6 protein-coding genes are annotated in these 21786 nt (G+C 31.7%); all 6 read left to right on the top strand.

Annotated features, from left to right (window positions below):
• Positions 1-158 precede the first annotated feature (158 nt).
• A complete protein-coding gene (locus tag LQK79_RS05040) occupies positions 159-1472 on the top strand; it encodes a DUF512 domain-containing protein (RefSeq protein ID WP_231015759.1) in 1314 nt (437 codons plus the stop codon).
• Positions 1473-1475: 3 nt separating this feature from the next.
• Entirely contained in the window at positions 1476-2792 is a 1317-nt protein-coding gene (gene der / locus LQK79_RS05035) for a ribosome biogenesis GTPase Der (RefSeq protein WP_231015758.1), read from the top strand.
• A gap of 1 nt (position 2793) precedes the next feature.
• Complete coding sequence (locus LQK79_RS05030) at positions 2794-3786, top strand: NAD(P)H-dependent glycerol-3-phosphate dehydrogenase (RefSeq protein WP_231015757.1); 993 nt, start codon at positions 2794-2796, stop codon at positions 3784-3786.
• A 500-nt stretch (positions 3787-4286) separates the two neighbouring features.
• The gene (locus LQK79_RS05025) at positions 4287-20345 is read left to right on the top strand and encodes a non-ribosomal peptide synthetase (RefSeq protein WP_231015756.1); all 16059 of its coding nucleotides are present in this window, start codon (positions 4287-4289) and stop codon (positions 20343-20345) included.
• Positions 20335-20736 carry an aspartate 1-decarboxylase gene (gene panD / locus LQK79_RS05020; protein WP_231015755.1) on the top strand — a complete coding sequence of 134 codons (402 nt, stop codon included), beginning with the start codon at positions 20335-20337 and terminating at the stop codon, positions 20734-20736. Before LQK79_RS05025 ends, panD begins: the two co-directional genes overlap by 11 nt.
• On the top strand, positions 20733-21716 hold the full coding sequence (yqeK, locus tag LQK79_RS05015; RefSeq protein ID WP_231015754.1) for a bis(5'-nucleosyl)-tetraphosphatase (symmetrical) YqeK: 984 nt from the start codon (positions 20733-20735) through the stop codon (positions 21714-21716). Before panD ends, yqeK begins: the two co-directional genes overlap by 4 nt.
• The last annotated feature ends 70 nt before the right edge of the window (positions 21717-21786 follow it).

Raw genomic sequence — 21786 nt, 5'->3', positions numbered from 1 at the left:
TCCCAAGTAATGTATATTACTAGAGTGAAACTACTGTAAAACTTAAACTATTTTTATTCCCCAATCACGGATTTTAATGGGTTATGGTACATATATAGTTTTTGGTTCTGCTTGTTTCACTATAAAAGATAGATTAAAGATATTTTAGGAGTGTAACCATGGAAAATGTAATCTCTAAAGTTTATAAAGGAAGCATAGCTGAAGAGCTTGGTATTGAACCTAAAGATAAACTTATAAGCATAAATGGGAAAAAGGTTAAAGATATTATAGACTATAGATTTATGATGTGCGATGAGTATGTAGTAGTTGAAATAGAAAAACCATATGGAGAAGTATGGGAGCTTGAAATAGAAAAGGAATATGATGATAAGCTTGGAATAGAATTTGAAAATGGGATTCTTGATAATGCAAAATCATGCACAAACAACTGTATATTCTGTTTTATAGACCAACTTCCAAAAGGAATGAGGCAAACTCTTTATTTTAAGGATGATGATTCAAGGCTTTCATTTTTACAAGGCAATTTTGTAACTCTTACTAATATGAGTGATGATGATATTAATAGGATAATAGATTATAAAATAAGCCCTATTAATATATCTGTGCAAACAACAAATCCTGAACTTAGAATTAAAATGCTTCACAATAGGTTTGCCGGAAATCTATTACCAAGAATGAAAAAGTTGGCGGATGCAGGCATAGAAATGAATTGTCAGATTGTTTTATGTCCTGGTATAAATAATGGAGATGAACTTATTAAAACTGTCAATGATCTATATGCATTTTATCCTGCAGTTAAAAATGTAGCAGGTGTTCCAGTTGGTGTTACTAACTACAGAGAAGGATTATTTAATGTTGATACTTTTGACTCTGAAAAAGCAAAGTTGGAGATAGAAAATGTAAAAAAACTTCAAGAAAAGTTTATGAATGAGATAGGCTCTCCATTTATAAGGCTTTCAGATGAATTTTATGTTTTGAGTGGTGAAAGGATACCTAGCGCGGATTTTTATGGAGATTTTGATCAATTTGAAGATGGTATAGGTATGATAAGAACCTTTAGGGATAATATAAAAGAAAACATTGAATTTCTTTCAAAAGATATTAAATGTTCTTACACGATGATTACCGGTGTTTTGGCTTATGATGAAATAAAAGCTGCTGCTGATGTGATCATGAAAAAAAATAAAAACATAAAAATAAATGTGATTAAGGTTATAAATGAGTTTTTTGGAGAAAAAATAACTGTAGCAGGTCTTTTAACGGGTACTGATATTATTAAGTATGCAAAAAGAAGTGAACTTGGAAAGTACGTAATATTACCAGAGAACATGCTTAAAAGTGATGAAAAAGTATTTTTAGATGATGTGAGTGTAAGTGATTTAGAAAAAGAGCTTAACAAGAAAGCTATAATATGCAGAAGTAGTGGAGACGATTTAATACAACTTATTAATGAAAATAGCAAGGAGGAATAAAAAATGGCAAGACCTATAGTAGCTATAGTTGGAAGGCCAAATGTTGGTAAATCAACTTTATTTAATAAATTAGCGGGTAAAAGAATTTCAATAGTGGAGGATACTCCAGGGGTTACAAGAGATAGAGTTTATGCTGAATCAGAATGGGTAGCAAAAAAATTTACAATAATTGATACTGGTGGTATAGAACCAGAAAACGATGATATTATACTATCTCAAATGAGACGTCAAGCACAAATTGCAATAGAGATGTCACATGTAATAATATTTATAGTTGATGGAAAGCAAGGACTTACAGATGCAGACAATGAAGTAGCTCAAATGCTTAGAAAAAGTAAGAAACCTGTTATACTTGTTGTAAATAAGATAGATAAAAATAAAGATGAAAATAATATTTATGAATTTTATAATCTTGGCTTAGGTGATCCGATTTCTATATCGGCTGCTCAGGGACTTGGTCTTGGAGATATGCTTGATGAAGTTGTTAAGTATTTTGATTCTATTGAAGCTAATGAACCGGAAGAAGAATATATTAAAGTTGCTGTGGTTGGAAAACCAAATGTAGGAAAATCATCCTTGATAAATAGAATTCTTGGAGAAGAGAGAGTTATAGTTAGTAATATTCCTGGAACAACAAGAGATGCTATTGATAGCTATCTTGAAACTGACCTTGGAAAATTTATTCTCATTGATACAGCAGGTCTTAGGAAGAAAAGCAAGATAAAAGAGGAAGTTGAAAAGTATAGCGCTGTAAGAACTATGGCAGCTATAGAAAGATGTGATGTATGTGTGCTTGTTCTTGATGCAAATGAAAGTGTAAGTGAGCAGGATGAGAGAATAATAGGTTATGCACATGAAAGTAATAAGGCTATTTTTGTTATAATTAATAAGTGGGATTTGGTTGAAAAAGATGATAAAACCATGAAAGCATTTAAGGACAATATGGCAGTTAATTTTTCATTTATGGCATATGCTCCGTATCTTTTTATATCTGCTAAGACAGGTCAAAGAGTACATAAGGTGCTTGAGGTTATTAAAAAATGCTATGATAATTATAATAGAAGAATTGCAACAGGTGTTTTAAATGATGTTATAAGTAATGCTGTGCTTATGAAAGAACCACCTGTAGTTGGGGTTACACGTCTTAAAATATACTATGTAACTCAGATAGGCACTAAGCCTCCTACATTTGTGTTTTTTGTAAATAATCCTAATGCACTTCATTTTTCCTATCAAAGATACCTAGAAAATAAAATAAGGCAAAGTTTTGATTTTGAGGGAACAGGTATTAAAACAATATTTAGGGAAAGGAAGGAGTAAAATGAACGGTATAACTTTTTTGGGAGGGGGTAGTTTTGGAACTGCCCTTGGAATTATGCTTGCGGGCAAAGGTTATGACGTTTTAATATGGGATAGAAAAGAAGAAATTATAAACGATATAAACGTAAATAAAAGAAATTCAAGATATCTTCCCAAAGCTGTAATACCATTTAATGTTAAGGCAACACCTGATATAGAATATGCGGTTACGCAAAATAAATATATAGTTCTTGCAGTTCCATCGCATGTTGTAAGAGAAATGTGTGAAAAAATTAAGCCTTTTATAAAGGAAAGCCAGATAATAATAAATATTGCAAAGGGTATAGAAGAGCAAAGCCAAAAAAGGTTGTCTCAGGTTATAGAAGAAGAGCTGCCTAAAAATGCAGTTGTTATATTGTCTGGACCAAGTCATGCAGAAGAAGTAGCAATGGAGATTCCAACTACTGCAGTTGTTTCTTCAAGCAAAATGGAGTATGCTAGGGAAATCCAAGACGTATTTATGGCAAACAAATTTAGAGTGTACACTAACAATGATATTATTGGAGTAGAGATAGGTGGCGCTGTAAAGAATATAATTGCATTGGCTGCGGGAATATGTGATGGAATGGGATATGGTGATAACACAAAAGCTGCCCTTATGACAAGAGGTATGAGCGAAATAGTTAAAATAGGAATAAAACTTGGTGGAAGAATTGAAACTTTTTACGGTCTTACAGGAATGGGCGATCTTATAGTTACTTGTACTAGTATGTACAGCAGAAATAGAAGAGCTGGTATACTCATTGGAAATGGCATGCCTTGTGAAGAAGCCTGCAAACAAATTGGAATGGTTGTTGAGGGAGTAAAAGCTTGTGAAGCATTTTATGAGCTTAGCAAGTTACTTGAGGTGGATATGCCTATAACCAATGCTCTTTACAATGTGCTATTTAAAAATAAAGATCCAGAAAATCAAGTTCACGAACTTATGGTAAGAGAAAAGAAAAGTGAAATATGATAAAAGGGCTTCGAGCATAAGTTAAGTCCAATGTCATCAACCTAATATTCAATAATTTAGATAAATAGCTATACTATTGTAGATAAAGCAATGGTATAGCTATTTATTAAAATAAGGTTTTTTTACTTAGATTGAGGCGCTCAATATGTCTCATATGATTATGAAAATTTCAATAGGAGTAAGTGTTTATCTTTACTTACAAATTATTGTAGAAGTTAAATATTTAAACAAATAGGGATTTTAAGAAAATCGTAGATTTTACATATCTAATTTTCTCAGAACACTCCAGTACATAGAATTTATAATTGAGACTTTAAATAAAAGGTGTTATAATACACATATATTAATAATTTCCATTTGAGGTAATTTTATATGAAAATGACTTTCTTAAAGAGGTAACTTAACATATTTGATAAAGAGTGTAAAAAAATAATACACTTTGCTTGCGTACTTCAATCCCGGAAATTAAAATTGAATAAGTTCGACTGTAATCGATATCATTGATAATTACTAAGAAGAGAAGACACGAAATTGATGCACTAATAGATGATATAACTATTCAAGGTGCTGAAGTTGGTATGATGGAACTTTTAAATTGTATCGGAGTCCAGTTTTCTAGCAATCTAATGAAAGAGGGGGTTACATATATGGTGAAAACTATAATTTCTGCTTTTGAACAGCAGGCAGAAAAAACTCCAAACAAAGTAGCTGTAATATTTGGTAATAATGAAATTACTTATGATGATCTTAATAAGAGAGCTAACTCTTTAGCAAATTATATGGTAAATGAATATGGCATTTCTTCAGGTGATATCATTCCACTGGTTTTGGAAAGAAACGAAAAAATTATTGTTGCAATATTAGCAATCTTAAAAGCTGGGGCTTGCTATACAGCTTTATCTAAAAAATATCCAAAGTCTCGAATAGATTATATTAAGCAGCAAACCAAAGCTAAACTAGTTATTGATGATAAGTTCCTTTCTCAAAATTTCAAGCCGCATGATAGTAATTTGAATGTATCGATGGATATCAACGATTTAGCCTATATTGTTTATACATCAGGAACAACAGGAAATCCAAAAGGGGTTTTACATACTCATAAAAGTGTTGTAAGTCATATTCAGTCCTATTGTAAATATCTTCAACTTGATACAAGTGATAGTTATAATATGCTGCTTTTGGTTAATTATATTTTTTCAGTTGCAACAACTCAAATATTTGGAGCACTATTAAATGGACATACATTAGTGATTTCAGCACCAGATTGTCTTGAAAATATTGAAAAATTCTCAGACTATATTAATGAAAAGGAGATTAATTATTTTCAGTGCACGCCGTCCCTTGCTGATAGTTTAGATTATAAAAAGTTAAAGCATGTTCGTACTGTAGCAGTAGCTGGAGAAAAAATTCCTAAAAGTCTTTTTTATAATACACATGAAAATGAGATTAAATTAGTCAATGTGTATGGACAATCAGAATTTCACGCTGGAACTGCGAAGGTTATAGAAAAGGTAGAAGATATTAAAAAAATCGGAGCGGCACTAGATAATATGACCGCTTACGTTTTGGATGAGAATTTAAATGAAGTGGCAATTGGTCAAGTTGGTGAAATATGCGTTACTGGTAATCAACTTTCAAAAGGGTATTTTAAATTAGAAAATGAAACAAAACTCCACTTTATTCCTAATCCATTTGGCGAAGGAATGCTTTGTAGAACAGGTGATTTAGTAAAAAGACTTGATAACCATGAATTTGAGTTTGTTGGTCGTAATGATTTTCAATTAAATATTAACGGTATACGTACTGAACCTGGTGAAATAGAGGCTCAAATTGAGAAGGTTCCTGAAATTGAAAAATCTGTAGTTGTTGGATATGATGATAAATTTATTGCAGCTTATTATGTAAGCCATAAAAAGCTGGAAGAAGAATACATTAGATCAATTGCAAATAACTACTTAGCAGAGTATATGCAGCCTCAAATATATGTTTGGTTAGAACAACTGCCCCTTAATGTAAATGGAAAACTTGATAGAACTAATCTACCCAAAATAGAAATTGATATGGCACAATATAAGGCTCCTACTACAAAAACGGAGAAGTTTATTGTTGCAGCAGTAGAACAAATTTTAAAATTAAATCATGTAGGGTTGCTGGATAACTTTTTTCATTTGGGCGGCAATTCGCTCATTGCCATGCAATTGTCCAATTATGTATACGAAAAGGCTCATAAAAAATTAAGCGCGCGAGATATTTTTGATAATCAGCAAGTCAAAGAATTAGCTAAATTATTAGATTCGTTAGAAATTGAAGATGAAACTACAATTAAACCTGTAGATGAAAAAGAATTTTATCCAATGAGTCCTGCACAAAAAAGAATGTTCATTTTTCATGAGATGAATAAAAATGAAACAACTTATAATGAACAAACAGTAATAGATTTTTCTTTTAAAGTGGACGAATCAAAGCTAAAGCATGCTCTAAAAGAAATGATCATGAGACATGAATCTTTGCGTACAAAATTTTTAAATATAAATGGTGAGTATGTTCAAAAAGTAATGGCTGAAAATAAACTAGATTTTGAAGTAGTACCTTACACTGAGGACTACTCACAATTTGTGAAACCATTAAATCTTCGTACAGGACAAACAATGAGAATTCGATTATTACAAGGTTTAGAATATAGTTCGCTTTTTATTGACAAACACCACATAATTACTGATGGTACAAGTGAAGAAATATTTTATCAAGAACTAGGAAAACTATATGAGGGTAATAAATTAGATGCACATATTTTACATTATAAAGACTATAGCGTTTGGTTCAATGGGCTTGATTGTGAGGCTGAAAGGAAATGGTGGAAGGATTACCTTTCTGATTACCAGCAGCTTGAATTAGCAACCGATTATAAACAAGATAAAAATCATAGCCCTGAAGGCAAAACATATAAAATTTCCATAGATAAATCTCTGATAGAAAAGATTCACTCATTTGCTCTACAGAATGGAATTAGTGAATATATGCTTTTTTTTAGTTCAATTAGTATTCTTTTATCAAAGATGTATCATAGTGAAGACTTCATTTTAGGAACAGTTACTAATGGTAGAATTCACGAAGCTACTGAAAATATGCTAGGTATGTTTGTTAATACATTGCCTATACGTGTAAAACCTTATTCAAAATTAACAGTGAGAGAATTTATAAACAACGTAAAGGATAATATATTAACTGCAATTTCAAATCAAAATTATCAATTTGAAGAAATAGTAAAAGATCTTCATGCGACAAGTGGAATTGGGAATCCGCTCTTTGATTGTATGTTTGTTTATCAAAATATTAAAGCAAGTACATACTATTTTGATGGTAAAGCAAAGAAAAATTCATACAAAACAACTGAAGCAAAATTTCCTCTAACCTTTGAAGTTGAGGATACAAATTCCAATATGCAGTTGTTACTTAATTATGATTCTTCATTATTTATGGCTAATACAATTGAAAGCCTTGCTGCTCATTTAATTGATACTTTGAAAATTTTTATTAGCAGCCTAGGGAAGAAGCTTTCAGATATATCTTTTGTTAATGAACAAGAACGTTCAAAGCTCCTAGATTTTAAGAAAGTAGGAGATCACAAAAATGTTATTGAGTTATTTGAAAATCAAGTAAAATTAAGGCCTAACGATATTGCTTTAAGAGACAACGATAAGTCTTTTAGTTATAAAGAATTAAATACAGAAGTCAATAAGTTAGCTAATTATTTAATAGAAGAACTAGAAGTTCAAACTGAACAAAAGATACCATTAATGCTCAAACGTACTCACAAAATGGTTGTTGCGATCCTTGCCGTATTAAAAGCTGGCGCAGCATATGTACCAATTAGTTTGAAATATCCTAAGGAACGTATCCAATATATCGTAGATACTTGTGAAGCTGATTTTGTTATAGATGATAAATTTATGGATCAGGAATTTCCTAATCATATAAATAATCCTGAAAAAGAAATAAAATTTAATAGGCTAGCCTATATGATTTTTACTTCAGGTACTAGTGGAAAACCAAAAGGTGTTATGGTCCAACATAAAAACTTGAGTAATTATGTTACTGAAGTTGCGAAAATGGACAAGTCTGCGATGCATGCAGGAGTTGTAAATGGGGCTTTTTTTGAATATTTATTTGATTCATCTATTCATGATTTGATTAGACCATTTACTATGGGTGAAAGTGTAGTCATTTTAGATACAGATTTAATTTATGATATTGACTTGTTTATTCATACTTTGAATAAATTTCAAGTAAATGCAATTGGTATGACACCATCATTGGCAGCTAGAATCGATCTGAAGAAAGTACCAACTATGCAAGTTATTCACTGTGGCGGAGAGGCAATTACACAGGAAGCAATTAATAAGTATAAAGACTCCTCAATTCAATTGAATAATTGTTATGGTCCAACAGAAACAACTGTGTTAAGTTTTGTGAATAATGATGTTACTGATTTGTCCATTGGCAGACCAATAGGTGGGGTTGAACCTTATGTGTTAGACGATAATAAACAGCTTCTACCTATGGGAGCAGTTGGCAATTTATATATTGGTGGAAATCAAGTAACCCGCGGCTATATAAATCAGCCTAAAGAAACGGCAGAAAGATATATTAAAAATCCATTTGGACAAGGTATAATCTATGACACAGGTGATTTGGTTCGAGTTTTGAATGATGGCTCATATCAATATTTTGGGAGAAAGGATTTCCAAGTAAAGATTCGTGGCTATCGTGTTGAGTTAGGTGAAATCGAAAATAAACTTAACGATATAGAAGGAATTGATCAAGTTGCTGTTATTGCCAAGAATGATAACTTGCTTGCTTATTATGTTTCTAATCGGGACTTTAAAAGTGGTGAACTATATGATGAGTTAGCAAAATATTTACCTGATTACATGATTCCAATGGCATATATACGTATGATAGAGTTGCCACTTACTATTAATGGAAAGTTAGATGTTAGAGCTCTACCTGAACCAGTATATAAAGATGAATATATTGCTCCAAAAACAGCACGTGAGAAAGAAATTGAGAAAGCTTTCTGTAAGGTTTTGGGCTTAGACAAGGCTTCAATAAACGCAGATTTCTTTCATTTAGGAGGAAACTCGATTGCTGCAATTTCTCTTGCTAGTTTAATAAATGTTCCAGTAAAATCAATATTTGAGCAAAAAAATATTTTAAATCTTGCTAAAGTAAGTGAAAGAACTCAAAGTGTTGAAAAACAAGTGTTTAATAGTGAGAAAGATCAAAATCTATCCTATGCACAGGAACGTCTTTTCTTTATTGATAAGCTGGAGCAGGGAACTAATGCATATAATATTCCTATTCTTTTAGCACTTAATAAAGAAGTAAATCATGAAAAACTTGAACAAGCGATTAAAGAAGTAGTTAACCGTCATGAAATTTTAAGAACAATAATTGTGGACTCTTACCAAAAGGTGTTAGATAAAACCATTGAAATCACACATGAACCAATAGATATAGATGATTTTTTTGCGTATTCCTTTGATCTTGAAAAAGAAATACCCATTAAAGTAAATATTTATAAAGATACAATGGCCGTAAATATTCACCATATTGCTTTTGATGGTTGGTCTACTAATATCTTCTTGAAAGAAATAGTTCATTTGTATGATGGTGAGAATCTTGATCCTATGGAAGTGCAATATAAAGATTATGCAAGATGGCAGGTTACATCACAAAGTAAAGACTTGTTAAAAGAAGAGAAAGAGTATTGGCTAGAGAAACTTTCTGGTTATGAAACACTTGATTTTCCAACTGATTTTCCTAGACCAAAACACTTTGATTATGCTGGAAAAGAGTTTGACTATGAATTAGATGAATTGCTAATTCAAAAGTTGAATGAAATTGCTAAAGAGCATAACACTAGTCTTTTTTGTGTAACGCTTAGTGCATTTATGTTACTTTTATCAGCATATACAAATCAAAAAGATATTGTTTTGGGAACACCGATTGCAAATCGTCATATTCAGGGTACCGAGAATATGATTGGATTCTTTGTGAACGCACTAGTTATTCGTTCTGTTATTAACTCAGACGATACTTTTAGTGAATTAATAAATCAAAATAATGAGCAGATGTTAGAAGCTCAAAAGCAGCAGGATTTACCTTTTGAACAAATAGTTGATGCACTTGAAGATGAAAAAGATTTATCACGAAATCCAATTTTTCAAATTGCGTTTGGATTTCAGGATATTGCTGAAGATGTTGAACGTAATGACTTGTTTACTTCAGTTAATGAACACCTGCATCTTCACAGCACAAAGTTTGATATTTCGGTTATGCATAGAAAAAATATAGTCAATTTTACTTTTGCAACGAAGCTTTTTAAAGAAAAAACTATTGAAGAACTGGCAAAAACTTATGAATTAGTTTTAAAACAAGTAGTTAAAAATCCTCAAATTGTGATTTCAGATATTATTTACAATTGTGAATTAGATCAGAAGGAGAAAGAAGAATATCCTGATCTTCCTGTTCATACACTATTTGAAAAACAAGCAAAACTTTATTCAGACAACAAAGCCCTCGTGTTTGGCGAAAATAGTCTTACATATAAAGAATTAAACCAAATTTCAAATCAATTTGCCCACACGCTGATTGATAATTATGGTGTAGTTCCTGGTATGCATATTCCTATTTTGATGAAACGAAGTGAAAAATTTGTAATAGCAATATTAGGTATATTAAAAGCTGGTGCAAGTTATGTACCAATGAGCCCTGAGTATCCTCAATCAAGGATACACTATATTACAGAAAAAGTTAATGCACCGTTTGTTGTTACTGATGATTTTCAAATTACTTCAATGGATGTAACAAACCCTGATGTTCCAGTATTTGGAGACTCATTAGCTTATATTATTTTCACATCAGGAACAACAGGAGCTCCTAAAGGAGTTATGATTGAACATCATGGAGTTGTAAATATGATATGTAATCTGATTAAGTTGCTTGACATCACTCCAGAGACAAAAGCATTACATTTTGCTGATTTTGTATTTGATACCTCTGTTTGTGAATTGTTCTATACATTACTAGCAGGTGCAGCTACTTATTTATTAGATGATCAAACTCGTATGGATTATCAATTGCTAAAGGAAATAGTTAAAAAAAATAATATTTCATTAGCAGTATTACCTCCAGCAATTCTAAATTCTGAAGACTTGTTATCATTAAATACTTTGATTGTTGAAGGTGAATCAACACCGAATAATATTTACCAGGCCTATGAAAATAGTGGTACAACCATAATTAATGGATACGGCCCAACTGAAACAACAGTATGTGCGACTGTTAAATTCTATGAACACGGAATGAATTCGAATAACATAGGTAAACCTTTAAAAAATGTTTCTGTGCATGTATTAAATGATTCACTGCACGAAGTTCCAACAAATGGTATAGGTGAATTATTTATTGGTGGTGCAGGTATTGCAAGAGGTTATATAAGGGACGAGGAAAAAACAAATAGTTCTTTTATTTATCATCCTAAGTTTGGGAGAATATATAAAACTGGTGATTTGGTTAAGCTGTTACCATCTGGAGATTTAGTCTATATTGGTAGAAATGATTTTCAGGTTAAGGTTAGGGGATTCAGAATAGAGTTAGGTGAAATTGAAGCCAAATTAATGGAACAAGATTCTATTGTTCAATGTTTGGCCTTGGTCAAAGGTAACAATATAGTTGCTTACTATAAGGGTGAGTTACAAAATACCTTGGAGGGGTTATTACCAACATATATGCTTCCAAATAGTTACGTGCAGCTGGATGAATTCCCATTGACACTGAATGGAAAAATTGATCTTCGAAAACTACCAGAACCTGTGATTGAACACAAAGAATTTATTGAACCTCAAAATGAAAGGGAAAAAGAAATCGCAAAGGCATTTAGAGAAGTATTAGAAATTGATAAAGTTTCGGTACTGGATGATTTTTATAAACTCGGAGGGAACTCTATTCTTGCTTTAAAACTATCAAATAAAATAAATTTACAGGTAAAACAGATATTTGAAGCAAAAAATATTCGTAATTTGGCTAAATTAAAACCAAGATTAATAAAGGTAGCAAAAGAGAATTTCGCATCTGAAGACAAGCAAGTTCTTTCATTTGCTCAAGAACGTTTATGGTTTATTGAACAGTTTGAGGGAGGCACGAGTGCTTATAATGTTCCAATAATACTGCGCCTATCAAAGGATGTTTTAATAGAAAATCTTGAAAAAGTTCTCTATAAGATTGTAAATAGACATGAAATACTAAGAACAATAATTAAGGATAATTATCAGGTTGTGACTAATAATACCTTTAAGATAAGCCATGATTCAATTAATATTCAGAGCTATGTTGATGAAGTTTTTGATCTAGAAAATGAAATTCCAATTCGAGCAAATATTTATGATAATAAGCTGGCATTAGTTATTCATCACATTGCCTTTGATGGTTGGTCAATTGAACTTTTACTGCAAGAACTAATCAAACTTTATCATGGTGAAAGGCTAGAGCCATTGAGCGTTCAATATAAGGATTATGCTAGTTGGCAAAGGAAATATCTTACGGATGGAATAATTGGAGAACAGATCGATTTTTGGAAATCAACTCTTGAGTCTTATGAAAACTTAAATCTTCCAATTGATTACGAAAGACCGAAAAATTTCACATATAAGGGATCAAATATTCAATTAGCATTTCATAAAAAGTTACAGGAAGATTTAAATGCACTGGCAAGAAAGCACCAAACTAGTCTTTATACAATAATGTTAAGTGCATTAGATGTAATGTTAGCACAGTTTAGTTATCAGCAGGATATTGTTGTTGGAACACCATTTGCAAATCGTCACATTAGTGGTACAGAAAACTTAATAGGATTTTTCATTAATACATTGCCAGTAAGAACTTTGATTACTGAAGATATGACTTTTGAAAAACTTATTAAAGAAAATCATCATGAGGTTATTCAAATTCAAAATCATCAGGATATTCCTTTTGAACAAATTGTAAAAGCACTTGATGTGGTACAAGATTCATCAAGAAATGCTATTTTCCAAATGTTATTTAGCGTTCAAGATTTCTCAAAAAATACATTAGTTCAAAATGATTTATTTGAGGATATAAATAGTGGAATAGATTATAAGACTGCGAAATACGATTTATCCGTTATAGTTGAAAATGGATACATTAGCTTTAATTACTGCAGCGATCTTTTCAAAGAATCAACTATTCAATCCATGTTAGAAACTTATGTTTCAGTATTGAATAGAATAATTGAAAATGACAAAGCAGCAATATGGGAATTCACAGTATCCAACGATTATGCAAAAGGTGATAGTATTGATTATCCAAATAAAACGGTTGTGGATTTGTTTAAAGAACAAGCAGCACGTACACCAGACAATATTGCAGTTGAATATCAGAATATAAAATTGACATATAAAGAATTTGATAAGATAACTAATCGTTTAGCAAATTATTTGCTGGTAAATGGTATTAAGCTTGGAGATCGAATTCCTTTGCTACTTGAACGCAGCGAAAAAATGTCAATTGCTATTTGGGGAGTTTTAAAGGCAGGCTGTGCTTATGTTCCTATTTCTCCAGAATTCCCAGAAGAAAGAAAACAATATATTCTTGAACAGATTGGTGCAAAACTAATTATTGATGAATCGTTTGATGTGTATAAGAAAACCAGTGAATGTGATCCTGGAATAAAACCTTCTATGAATGATCTTGCTTATATAATTTTTACTTCTGGAACAACTGGAAGACCAAAAGGTGTAATGATTGAGCATGCTGGGCTTAGCAATCGTGTTCAATGGATGAATAAAACTTATACAATAACAGAAAATGATAGAATTTATCAAAAAACTAACTATGTATTTGATGTTTCTGTTTGGGAACAAGTGTGGGCGTTATTAGCAGGTGCGCGTATCGTATTTGCTTTAGAAGGTGGGCATAAAGATCCACTTTATTTAGCAAGAGAGATTAAGGATAGACAAATTACAGTAATGCATTTTGTTCCAAGCATGTTAGATGCATTCGTTGATACTTTAGAAATGTATAAAAAAGACTTTAATACAGAGAGCTTTGATATTAGTTCCTTAAAATACGTCTTTTGTTCAGGCGAAGCATTAAACATTAATAGTGTTAGGAAGTTTAGAAGTCTTGTTCCAAAAGCTAAAATGTATAATTTGTATGGTCCAACTGAGGCAAGTATTGATGTGACATATTTTGATTGCAATGATCCTTCACTAAAAAAAGTACTTATTGGTAAACCAATTGCAAATACTAACTGCTATGTATTAAGCCGTTCAAATCATTTATTACCCAAAGGGGCGATTGGTGAACTAGCTTTAGGGGGTATTCAGTTAGCTAGAGGATATATCAATGAGCCAAAACTAACAGCGGATAAATTTATAAAACATCCTAATCTTGGACGAATTTATAAAACTGGGGATCTTGTTAGATTACTTAATACGGGAGAATTTGAATATCTAGGACGTAACGACTTCCAAGTTAAAATTCATGGATTACGTATTGAACTTGGAGAAATTGAAGCTAGACTTACTAAAATTACGGAAATTAAGCAGGCGGTTGTGTTAGCAATCAATGAGCATCTAGTTGCTTACTATCAAGCTGATAAAGAGTTATCAGATGAATTTCTTAAACATGAATTAGAAGAAAGCTTAACTGATTATATGATTCCTAGTGCATTTGTTTTTATGGAAAACTTTCCACTTACTATTAACGGTAAATTGGATAGAAGAGCGTTGCCTATACCTACATTTAGATCAGAAGAATTTACACCACCAGAAACCGAAATTGAAATAAAACTGCAAGAAATAACTGCAGAGGTTTTAGGTTTAGATAATAAAGAGGTAAGCGTAACAGCAAGTTTCTTCCATCTTGGAGGAGATTCAATTAAGGCAATTCAGTTAAGCAATCGAATCAAGCAAAAATTGAATCAAACTATAACCATAAAACAAATTTTCGCTGCAAAAACTATTAAGAATCTTTCACAATATATTGGAAAAGTTAAAGAGATAGAAGTATTAAGTGAACAAGGTGAATTAACAGGAGAAGCTAAATTACTTCCAATTCAGGAATGGTTCTTCGAAGATTTTAATTCCAATTACTTCAATCAGTCGTTTGCTATTTCATTACCAAAAGACATTGATTTAGAGCGTCTTAAAAAAGCTTTGATTGATTTAGTAAATTATCATGATGCGCTGCGTTTATCTTTTGATGGAAAAAAGCAGTATTATACTGAGAAAATATATGATATTGACATATTGACTGCCGATTCCCCAGAAGAATTCAATAGTATTCAAGAAAGTTTTAAGCTTAGTGGAAAGCTTTATCGTTTCGTGTTTAAACAAAGTGAGAATGTTTTGGCTGTAATATGTCATCACTTGATAATTGATACTGTTTCTTGGCAGATTATTGCCTCAGATTTAAAAGAACTTTATGAGGGAAATACGCTTCCACCAAAAGGAACTAGCTATCGTCAGTGGTGTGAAGAAGTTAGAAAATTCAACACGACTGGGTGGTCTTTAGAAGGGAATATAAGCGAGAAAGAAGTATTTAAAACATCTGATAAATACAAGAGAATCACTATTAAATTTGATCATGAGTTGACGAACAAATTATTAAATAAGGTCAATCAAATTTATAATACTAAAATTAATGAAGTATTGTTTACAGCTTTTGCACGAGCATTAAAATCCATCCATGGTGAAGAAATTAGTCATATTAAATTGGAATCTCATGGACGAGCTGAAATTGCTGAAAATATTAATATTCAACGAACAGTAGGGTGGTTTACAGCTATATATCCTCAAAAAATTTCAACTAACCTTATAGAAACGAAGCATTATAACAGACTTGTCACAGACTATGGAGTTGGTTATGGTGCAAAATATGGAATACACTCAAACAATCTACCCAATATATTGTTTAACTATTTAGGTGAAATAGTTAATGAAGCGTCAGATGATTGGTCAATTATTACTAGTGATCTTGGAGACACAACTAATGTTAAATTAAAAGACTATTTGGCTGTAAATGGTGGAATCTTTCAAAAAAAATTGACTTTTGAACTTAGTGGTAATTTAGAAGGTATTGAAAGCTTGGCAAGAGAATATCAAGTTAAGTTAAAGGAATTAGTAGATGAACTGTTAGGGTTGGATAGAACTTACCTTACAAGTGAAGATTTAGATTTAGCCATATCTCAAGAAAAATTAGATGAGCTTCAAAAGTATCAAGAATTGGAAGATGTTTTATCCGCTAATGCCCTGCAAGAAGGATTTATATACCATGCATTAAATAATGTCACAAATGATGATGCATATATTTGTTCTTACATTTTTGATTATGAACAAGTAATAGATGTTGATAAATATCGTAAAGCATGGTCTATAACTCAAAAGAAATATCCAAGCTTGCGTTTATGTTTGAATTCTAATTATGAAGAGATACTTCAGATAATTCCTAAGAAGGGTAATTTAGATTTTGAACTGCTGGAGAATGACCATGTAGGCAAGGTTGTGCAATCTCAAAGAATGACTCCTTTTGATTTGAAAGCTGGAAGCCTGTTTAGAATTAGACTTATAAGGCATGACGATAGTCATTATACTTGTGTCTTAACAAACCATCATGCCATATTAGATGGATGGTCTAATCCTATTATGCTGGATTTTGTACATGCTACCTATGATAAGTTGTGCAAGAATCAAAAGGTGAATATTAATGAAGATATTGCGTATATTAAAACTCAGAAATATCTTGATAGAACTAAAAATGATTCGGCTGATTTTTGGAAAAAATATCTTAGAGAGGTATCTCATCCTGATTTAGCTGGTCTATTTAAAGAAGAAAAACACACAGTAAAGCTTGAAGAAATAAAGAGGATTGAAAAGCCAAAAGACAGTATATTTGAAATTACTGGACGTAATTATAGCAAACTTAAAGAATTTGCAAATAATAAGGGTCTCACAATTAATATTATTGTTCAATATGCATGGCACAAATTGTTAAGTGTTTATGGCGGTGTTAAAGAAACAACTATCGGTGTTGTTAATGCAGGGCGAAATATTCCTGTAGAGGGCATTGAAGAAAGTGTTGGTTTGTATATTCGCACTTTGCCCGTACAATTTACTCATACTAATGACAGTATTGTTTCTCAGCTTCAGCGATTACAAGATATTAATAATGATTGTATGATGCATAGTAATGTTAGTCTTGCAAGTCTTCAATCAAACGGTACACGGCTGTTTGAAACGTTGTTTGTCTATGAAAATTATCCATTACCAAAGAATAATGGAGATAGTGATAAATTGCGAATAACTCATTTTTACGGACAGGAAAAATTAGATTATCCAATAACTGTTGTTCTTTATGAGAATGAGGATGGGCTAAATTTCCGATTTAAATATGCAGGTGAGATTTTTGCGGAAGATATAATCGATCAGTTGTTTAACTTTATGCAAAGCATAATTGAACAAATACTTCAAGAGGTTGATGAATTCACTTATGTAAAAGAGATACCTGATTTTGGTACAGCATACTATCCAGAAACTAATATTATTGAACAATTTGAGAAACAAGTAAAACTTCATCCCAATAATACTGCCTTGAAATTTGGAAATTTAAGCTATAGTTTTGAGGAATTGAACTCAAAAGTAAACCAAGTAGCACATACACTTGTTGAAAGTACTGGAATAAAATCAGGTGACCGTGTACCTCTTTTACTAGAAAAGTCAGAGAACATGATTCTTGCAATTCTTGCAATATTAAAAGCAGGTGCCGTTTATGTTCCAATGTCACCCACTTATCCTTTAGAAAGAATTGAATATATTAAAGGACAAGTAAAAGCAAAAATTGTGATTGATGAAGAGTTTATGAAGCAAGAGTTTTCAAGTAAAAAAGAAAATCTTCCAATAAAGATTCTACCAAATGATTTAGCATATATTATTTTTACCTCTGGAACAACAGGTAGACCAAAGGGGGTAATGGTAGAACACCGTAATTTTATAATCTATTTGGAAGATATACTTACGGCTATAAGACGTACTGGAACAGAAGATATAGAATTTGGTTGTATTGCAGAATACGTTTTTGATATCTTTGGAACTGAAGTATTTGGACAATTATTGAGAGGTAGGACAGTAAACTTATTTGCGGGGACTCCAGAAGAATTTCCAGAGTTCATGAAGAAGCATTATGTAACTACTTTACAATCGACTCCTGGGAAAATTACATATTTATTCCAGGATAATAGTGAGGAAATTCTTTCTACATCTCTTACAACGATTATGGTTGGTGGAGAGAAGATGAATGATGCTTTTGCAAGTCGTTTCAAAGATAGTAACTTAATTAATATTTATGGCCCTACTGAAGGAACTGTTTGGACATCAATGAAGAAGGTTTCAGATAACTATTCAAATATTGGGTTGCCATTTCCAAATTATTCTCATTTTATATTGGATGAAAATAGAAAACTTCTTCCAAAAGGAGCGGTAGGAGAACTTTATATAAGTGGTCCTCAACTTTCACGAGGATATTATGGTCAACCAGAGTTAACAGAGAAAGTTTTTGCTGAAAATCCTTATAACATAAAAGGGATTGAAGAATACAGTCGTATTTATAAAACTGGAGATATTGTTCGTGTATTGCCAAATAATGAATTTGAATTAATAGGTAGAAACGATTTTCAAGTAAAAATAAGGGGCTTTAGAATTGAATTAGGCGAAATTGAAAGTGCCATGTTGAAAGTCAAAGGTGTAAAGCAAGTGCTTGCTCTAGCGTTAGGTAAGGAAGGTAGTAAATATTTAGGAGTATATTACCAGAGTGATGAAGAAATTCCACGTGCTGAGATCGAAAAAGTATTATCTCTTTATTTAACAGATTATATGATGCCTGCCGGCTATCAACATGTAAAAGAATTTCCATTGACTATTAATGGGAAAATTGATAGAAGAGCTCTACCGGAAATTACCTATAAAAACGATGTGGATTTTGTCGCTCCTCATAATGATGTAGAACAATGTGTTTTAGAGGCAATATGTAATTTACTTGATGTTGATCCTGACACTACATCCATATTAGAAAGTTTCTTTATGATTGGTGGAGATTCAATAAAAGTAATTAAGTTAGTAAGCATATTGAAGAAAATTTTTAATAAGAAAATTACTATAAAAGAGATCTTTGATGCTAAAACAGTTCAGGGAATTGCACAAGTGCTTCAAGCTTCTCATTATAGTAACGAAATGAATAGACTTATTGTGACAAAACAAGATTTTAAAAATAAAGAAGATCAAAAACTTTCTTTTGCACAGCAAAGATACAAAAAGTTACCTATAGATTCTTATAGAAATATCAAGATGGCTTTCAAAATTAATGAAGGAATAGATCCTGAAAAATTAGCAAAAGCAGTAATTAAAGTTGTTGATAGGCAAGAAATATTACGTACTAGAATTTATGATACCTATCAAGTTGTAGATGAACGACCATTAGTAATAACTCATAATAATATCGATCGTTCTGAGTATTTTGCTCATCAGTTTGACTTGGAAAATGAAATTCCTATACAAGTTAATATATTTAATGGGGAATTTGTATGTGTAATAGACCATGCAGCATTTGATGGTTGGTCAACATCTTTGTTCTTAGATGAAATTGAAAAAGCTTATTACGAAGATGAATTACCTGAGTTACCTTATCAATTTAGAGATTTTGCTAAATGTCAGAATGATTTTTTAAACAGTGTTAAGAAGAATCAACAAGTGGATTTCTGGCGTAAAGAATTCAAGAATTATGAAGGATTAAGGCTTCCAGAAGATCGTGTTTTAGGTGACACTGCTAAAAGCAAGGGTGGAGATGTATATATCCATTTAGAGGATGATTTTTATGATCGATTGACTAAAGTGGTTAAAGAAAGAAATATGACACTACACAATGTATTGCTGGGCACGTACTATTTGATGCTTTCAAGTGTAAGTGGACAAGAGAACATTCCGATTGCTATACCGACTGTAAATCGAAATATACAGGGACTGGAGAACCTAATTGGATTATTTATCAATCAGTTCCTATTAACAATGGATATCGATAAAACCCAAAGTTTTTCAACGTTTGTTAATAAAATTAATAACAAGATTATTGATGCCCAAAATAATCAAGATATTCCCCTTGAACAGTTAATTTATGAACTAGATATAAAACTAACCGGTAATAATGTTTATTTTGGTATTCAAGGATTTAAAGGTGAAGCTTTAGAACATTCGAAATTGTTTACTTCCATTTCAGAAATGACTGGACATTCAGATAAAGATGCATTTTGTGATCTTACGATTTTTGTATGGGGACAAAATATAGATTTTAATTATGATCGAACCTTGTTCAAAGCTAACACAATTGAGAGATTTTCACGCATTTACAGAGCTATTTTAGAAGAAATAGTAAATAATATAGATATTAAAATTAAAAATTTGATTGGAGAAAAGTTAAATGTTAATTGAAATGTTAAAAGGAAAAATTCATCGTGCAACTGTCACACAGGCAGAATTAAATTACGTAGGTAGTATCACAATTGATGAAGAATTAATGGAAGCAAGTGGTATTATCGAATATGAAAAAGTTCAAATTGCTGATGTTAATAATGGGGAACGCTTTGAAACCTATGTCATTGCAGGTCCACGTCATTCAGGAATGATTTGCCTGAATGGTGCAGCAGCTCGTTGTGCTTCTGTGGGGGACAAGGTTATTATTATGAGCTATGCTCAAATGGAGCCCAAAGAAGCAAAAGCGTCAAAGCCTTACGTTGTTTTAGTCGATGAAAAAAATATGATTGAAAAAAAAGTAAGATATGAACAATATGGACTATTAACTGAAGAGTTGAAAAGTTTATGAGAAATCGTGGATTTTTAACCCCAGTAACTGAAAATTTCCTGCATGCCTATGGTGTTGGAAAAGTTGCTTTTGAATTAGCTTTAAAATCCAATGTAGATCCAGAAACTGCCTTTATTGCAGGCAGTCTCCATGATCTAGGTGGAGCAATTCCTGATAGTGATCGAGTTGAAGTGGCAGAATCTTTAGGTATTGAGTTATTTGAAGAAGAACGTAAGGTACCGATGCTTGTTCACGCAAAGCAGGGAGATTATTTTGCGCAAGCTTTGTTTGGAATTGAAAATACTGATGTACTAGATTCAATTCTTTATCACACTACCTGTATTGATAATGCAAGTACTTTAGTTAAGATAATTTTTCTTGCTGATAAAATTCAATGGGATCGGAATGGTGAGCCTCCATATTTAAAGGACTTATTAAAGGCTTTAGATAATTCTTTAGATGAAGGATGCCGGTATTTTCTTGAATGGCTTTGGAACTCTCAGCTTTATGTGATTCATCCTTTTCTTGTTAGAAGTTATGGTTATTACTCGAAAGGGCAAGAGTTCCCATCATCGACCAGAAAAACTAGAAATGTTTATTTAAGCGAAGATATCAAAAGAAAGTACTTTTTAAATGAGATTGTTTACGAATTTAAAAAAGCTTTTGAAATGGGAAAAAAAGCTTCGGAACCTTTTATAAAGGGAAGTGAGAGCTTTAACAAAGCCTTTATTGCGGGTGCGTTAGCAAATAGTGTAAATACGATTTTTCAAAATCAGCGACTATATGTAGCAAACAAGGTTGGGATAGAAACTAAACATGAAACAAATGAATCACTACTTCCAAAATTGAGTCATTACTTTGCAAAAAATGAATTTGGAATAGATGATTCTGAATTACTTCAAGCTATTTTGTATCATCAACAGGAATCAGATTGTGAAAGTAAGATTTGCCACTCTGTAAAAGCTGCATATCAAACGCTCTACAAAGAAGAAGCAAAATAATTACTAGATAATAATCTCAAACTTAACTTGCTTTTCTACATATGATAATTGGGCGAGGCAAGTAAAGCTT

Source organism: Clostridium guangxiense (genome assembly GCF_021043395.1).
GTDB lineage: Bacteria > Bacillota > Clostridia > Clostridiales > Clostridiaceae > Clostridium_S > Clostridium_S guangxiense.
This window is presented reverse-complemented; position numbering and strand designations above follow the sequence as displayed.

Excerpts from the sequence above, each read along its gene's own strand:
- LQK79_RS05040 (WP_231015759.1), top strand. The coding sequence starts at position 159 with ATGGAAAATGTAATCTCTAAAGTTTATAAAGGAAGCATAGCTGAAGAG.
- der (WP_231015758.1), top strand. The coding sequence starts at position 1,476 with ATGGCAAGACCTATAGTAGCTATAGTTGGAAGGCCAAATGTTGGTAAA.
- LQK79_RS05030 (WP_231015757.1), top strand. The coding sequence starts at position 2,794 with ATGAACGGTATAACTTTTTTGGGAGGGGGTAGTTTTGGAACTGCCCTT.
- panD (WP_231015755.1), top strand. The coding sequence starts at position 20,335 with ATGTTAATTGAAATGTTAAAAGGAAAAATTCATCGTGCAACTGTCACA.
- yqeK (WP_231015754.1), top strand. The coding sequence starts at position 20,733 with ATGAGAAATCGTGGATTTTTAACCCCAGTAACTGAAAATTTCCTGCAT.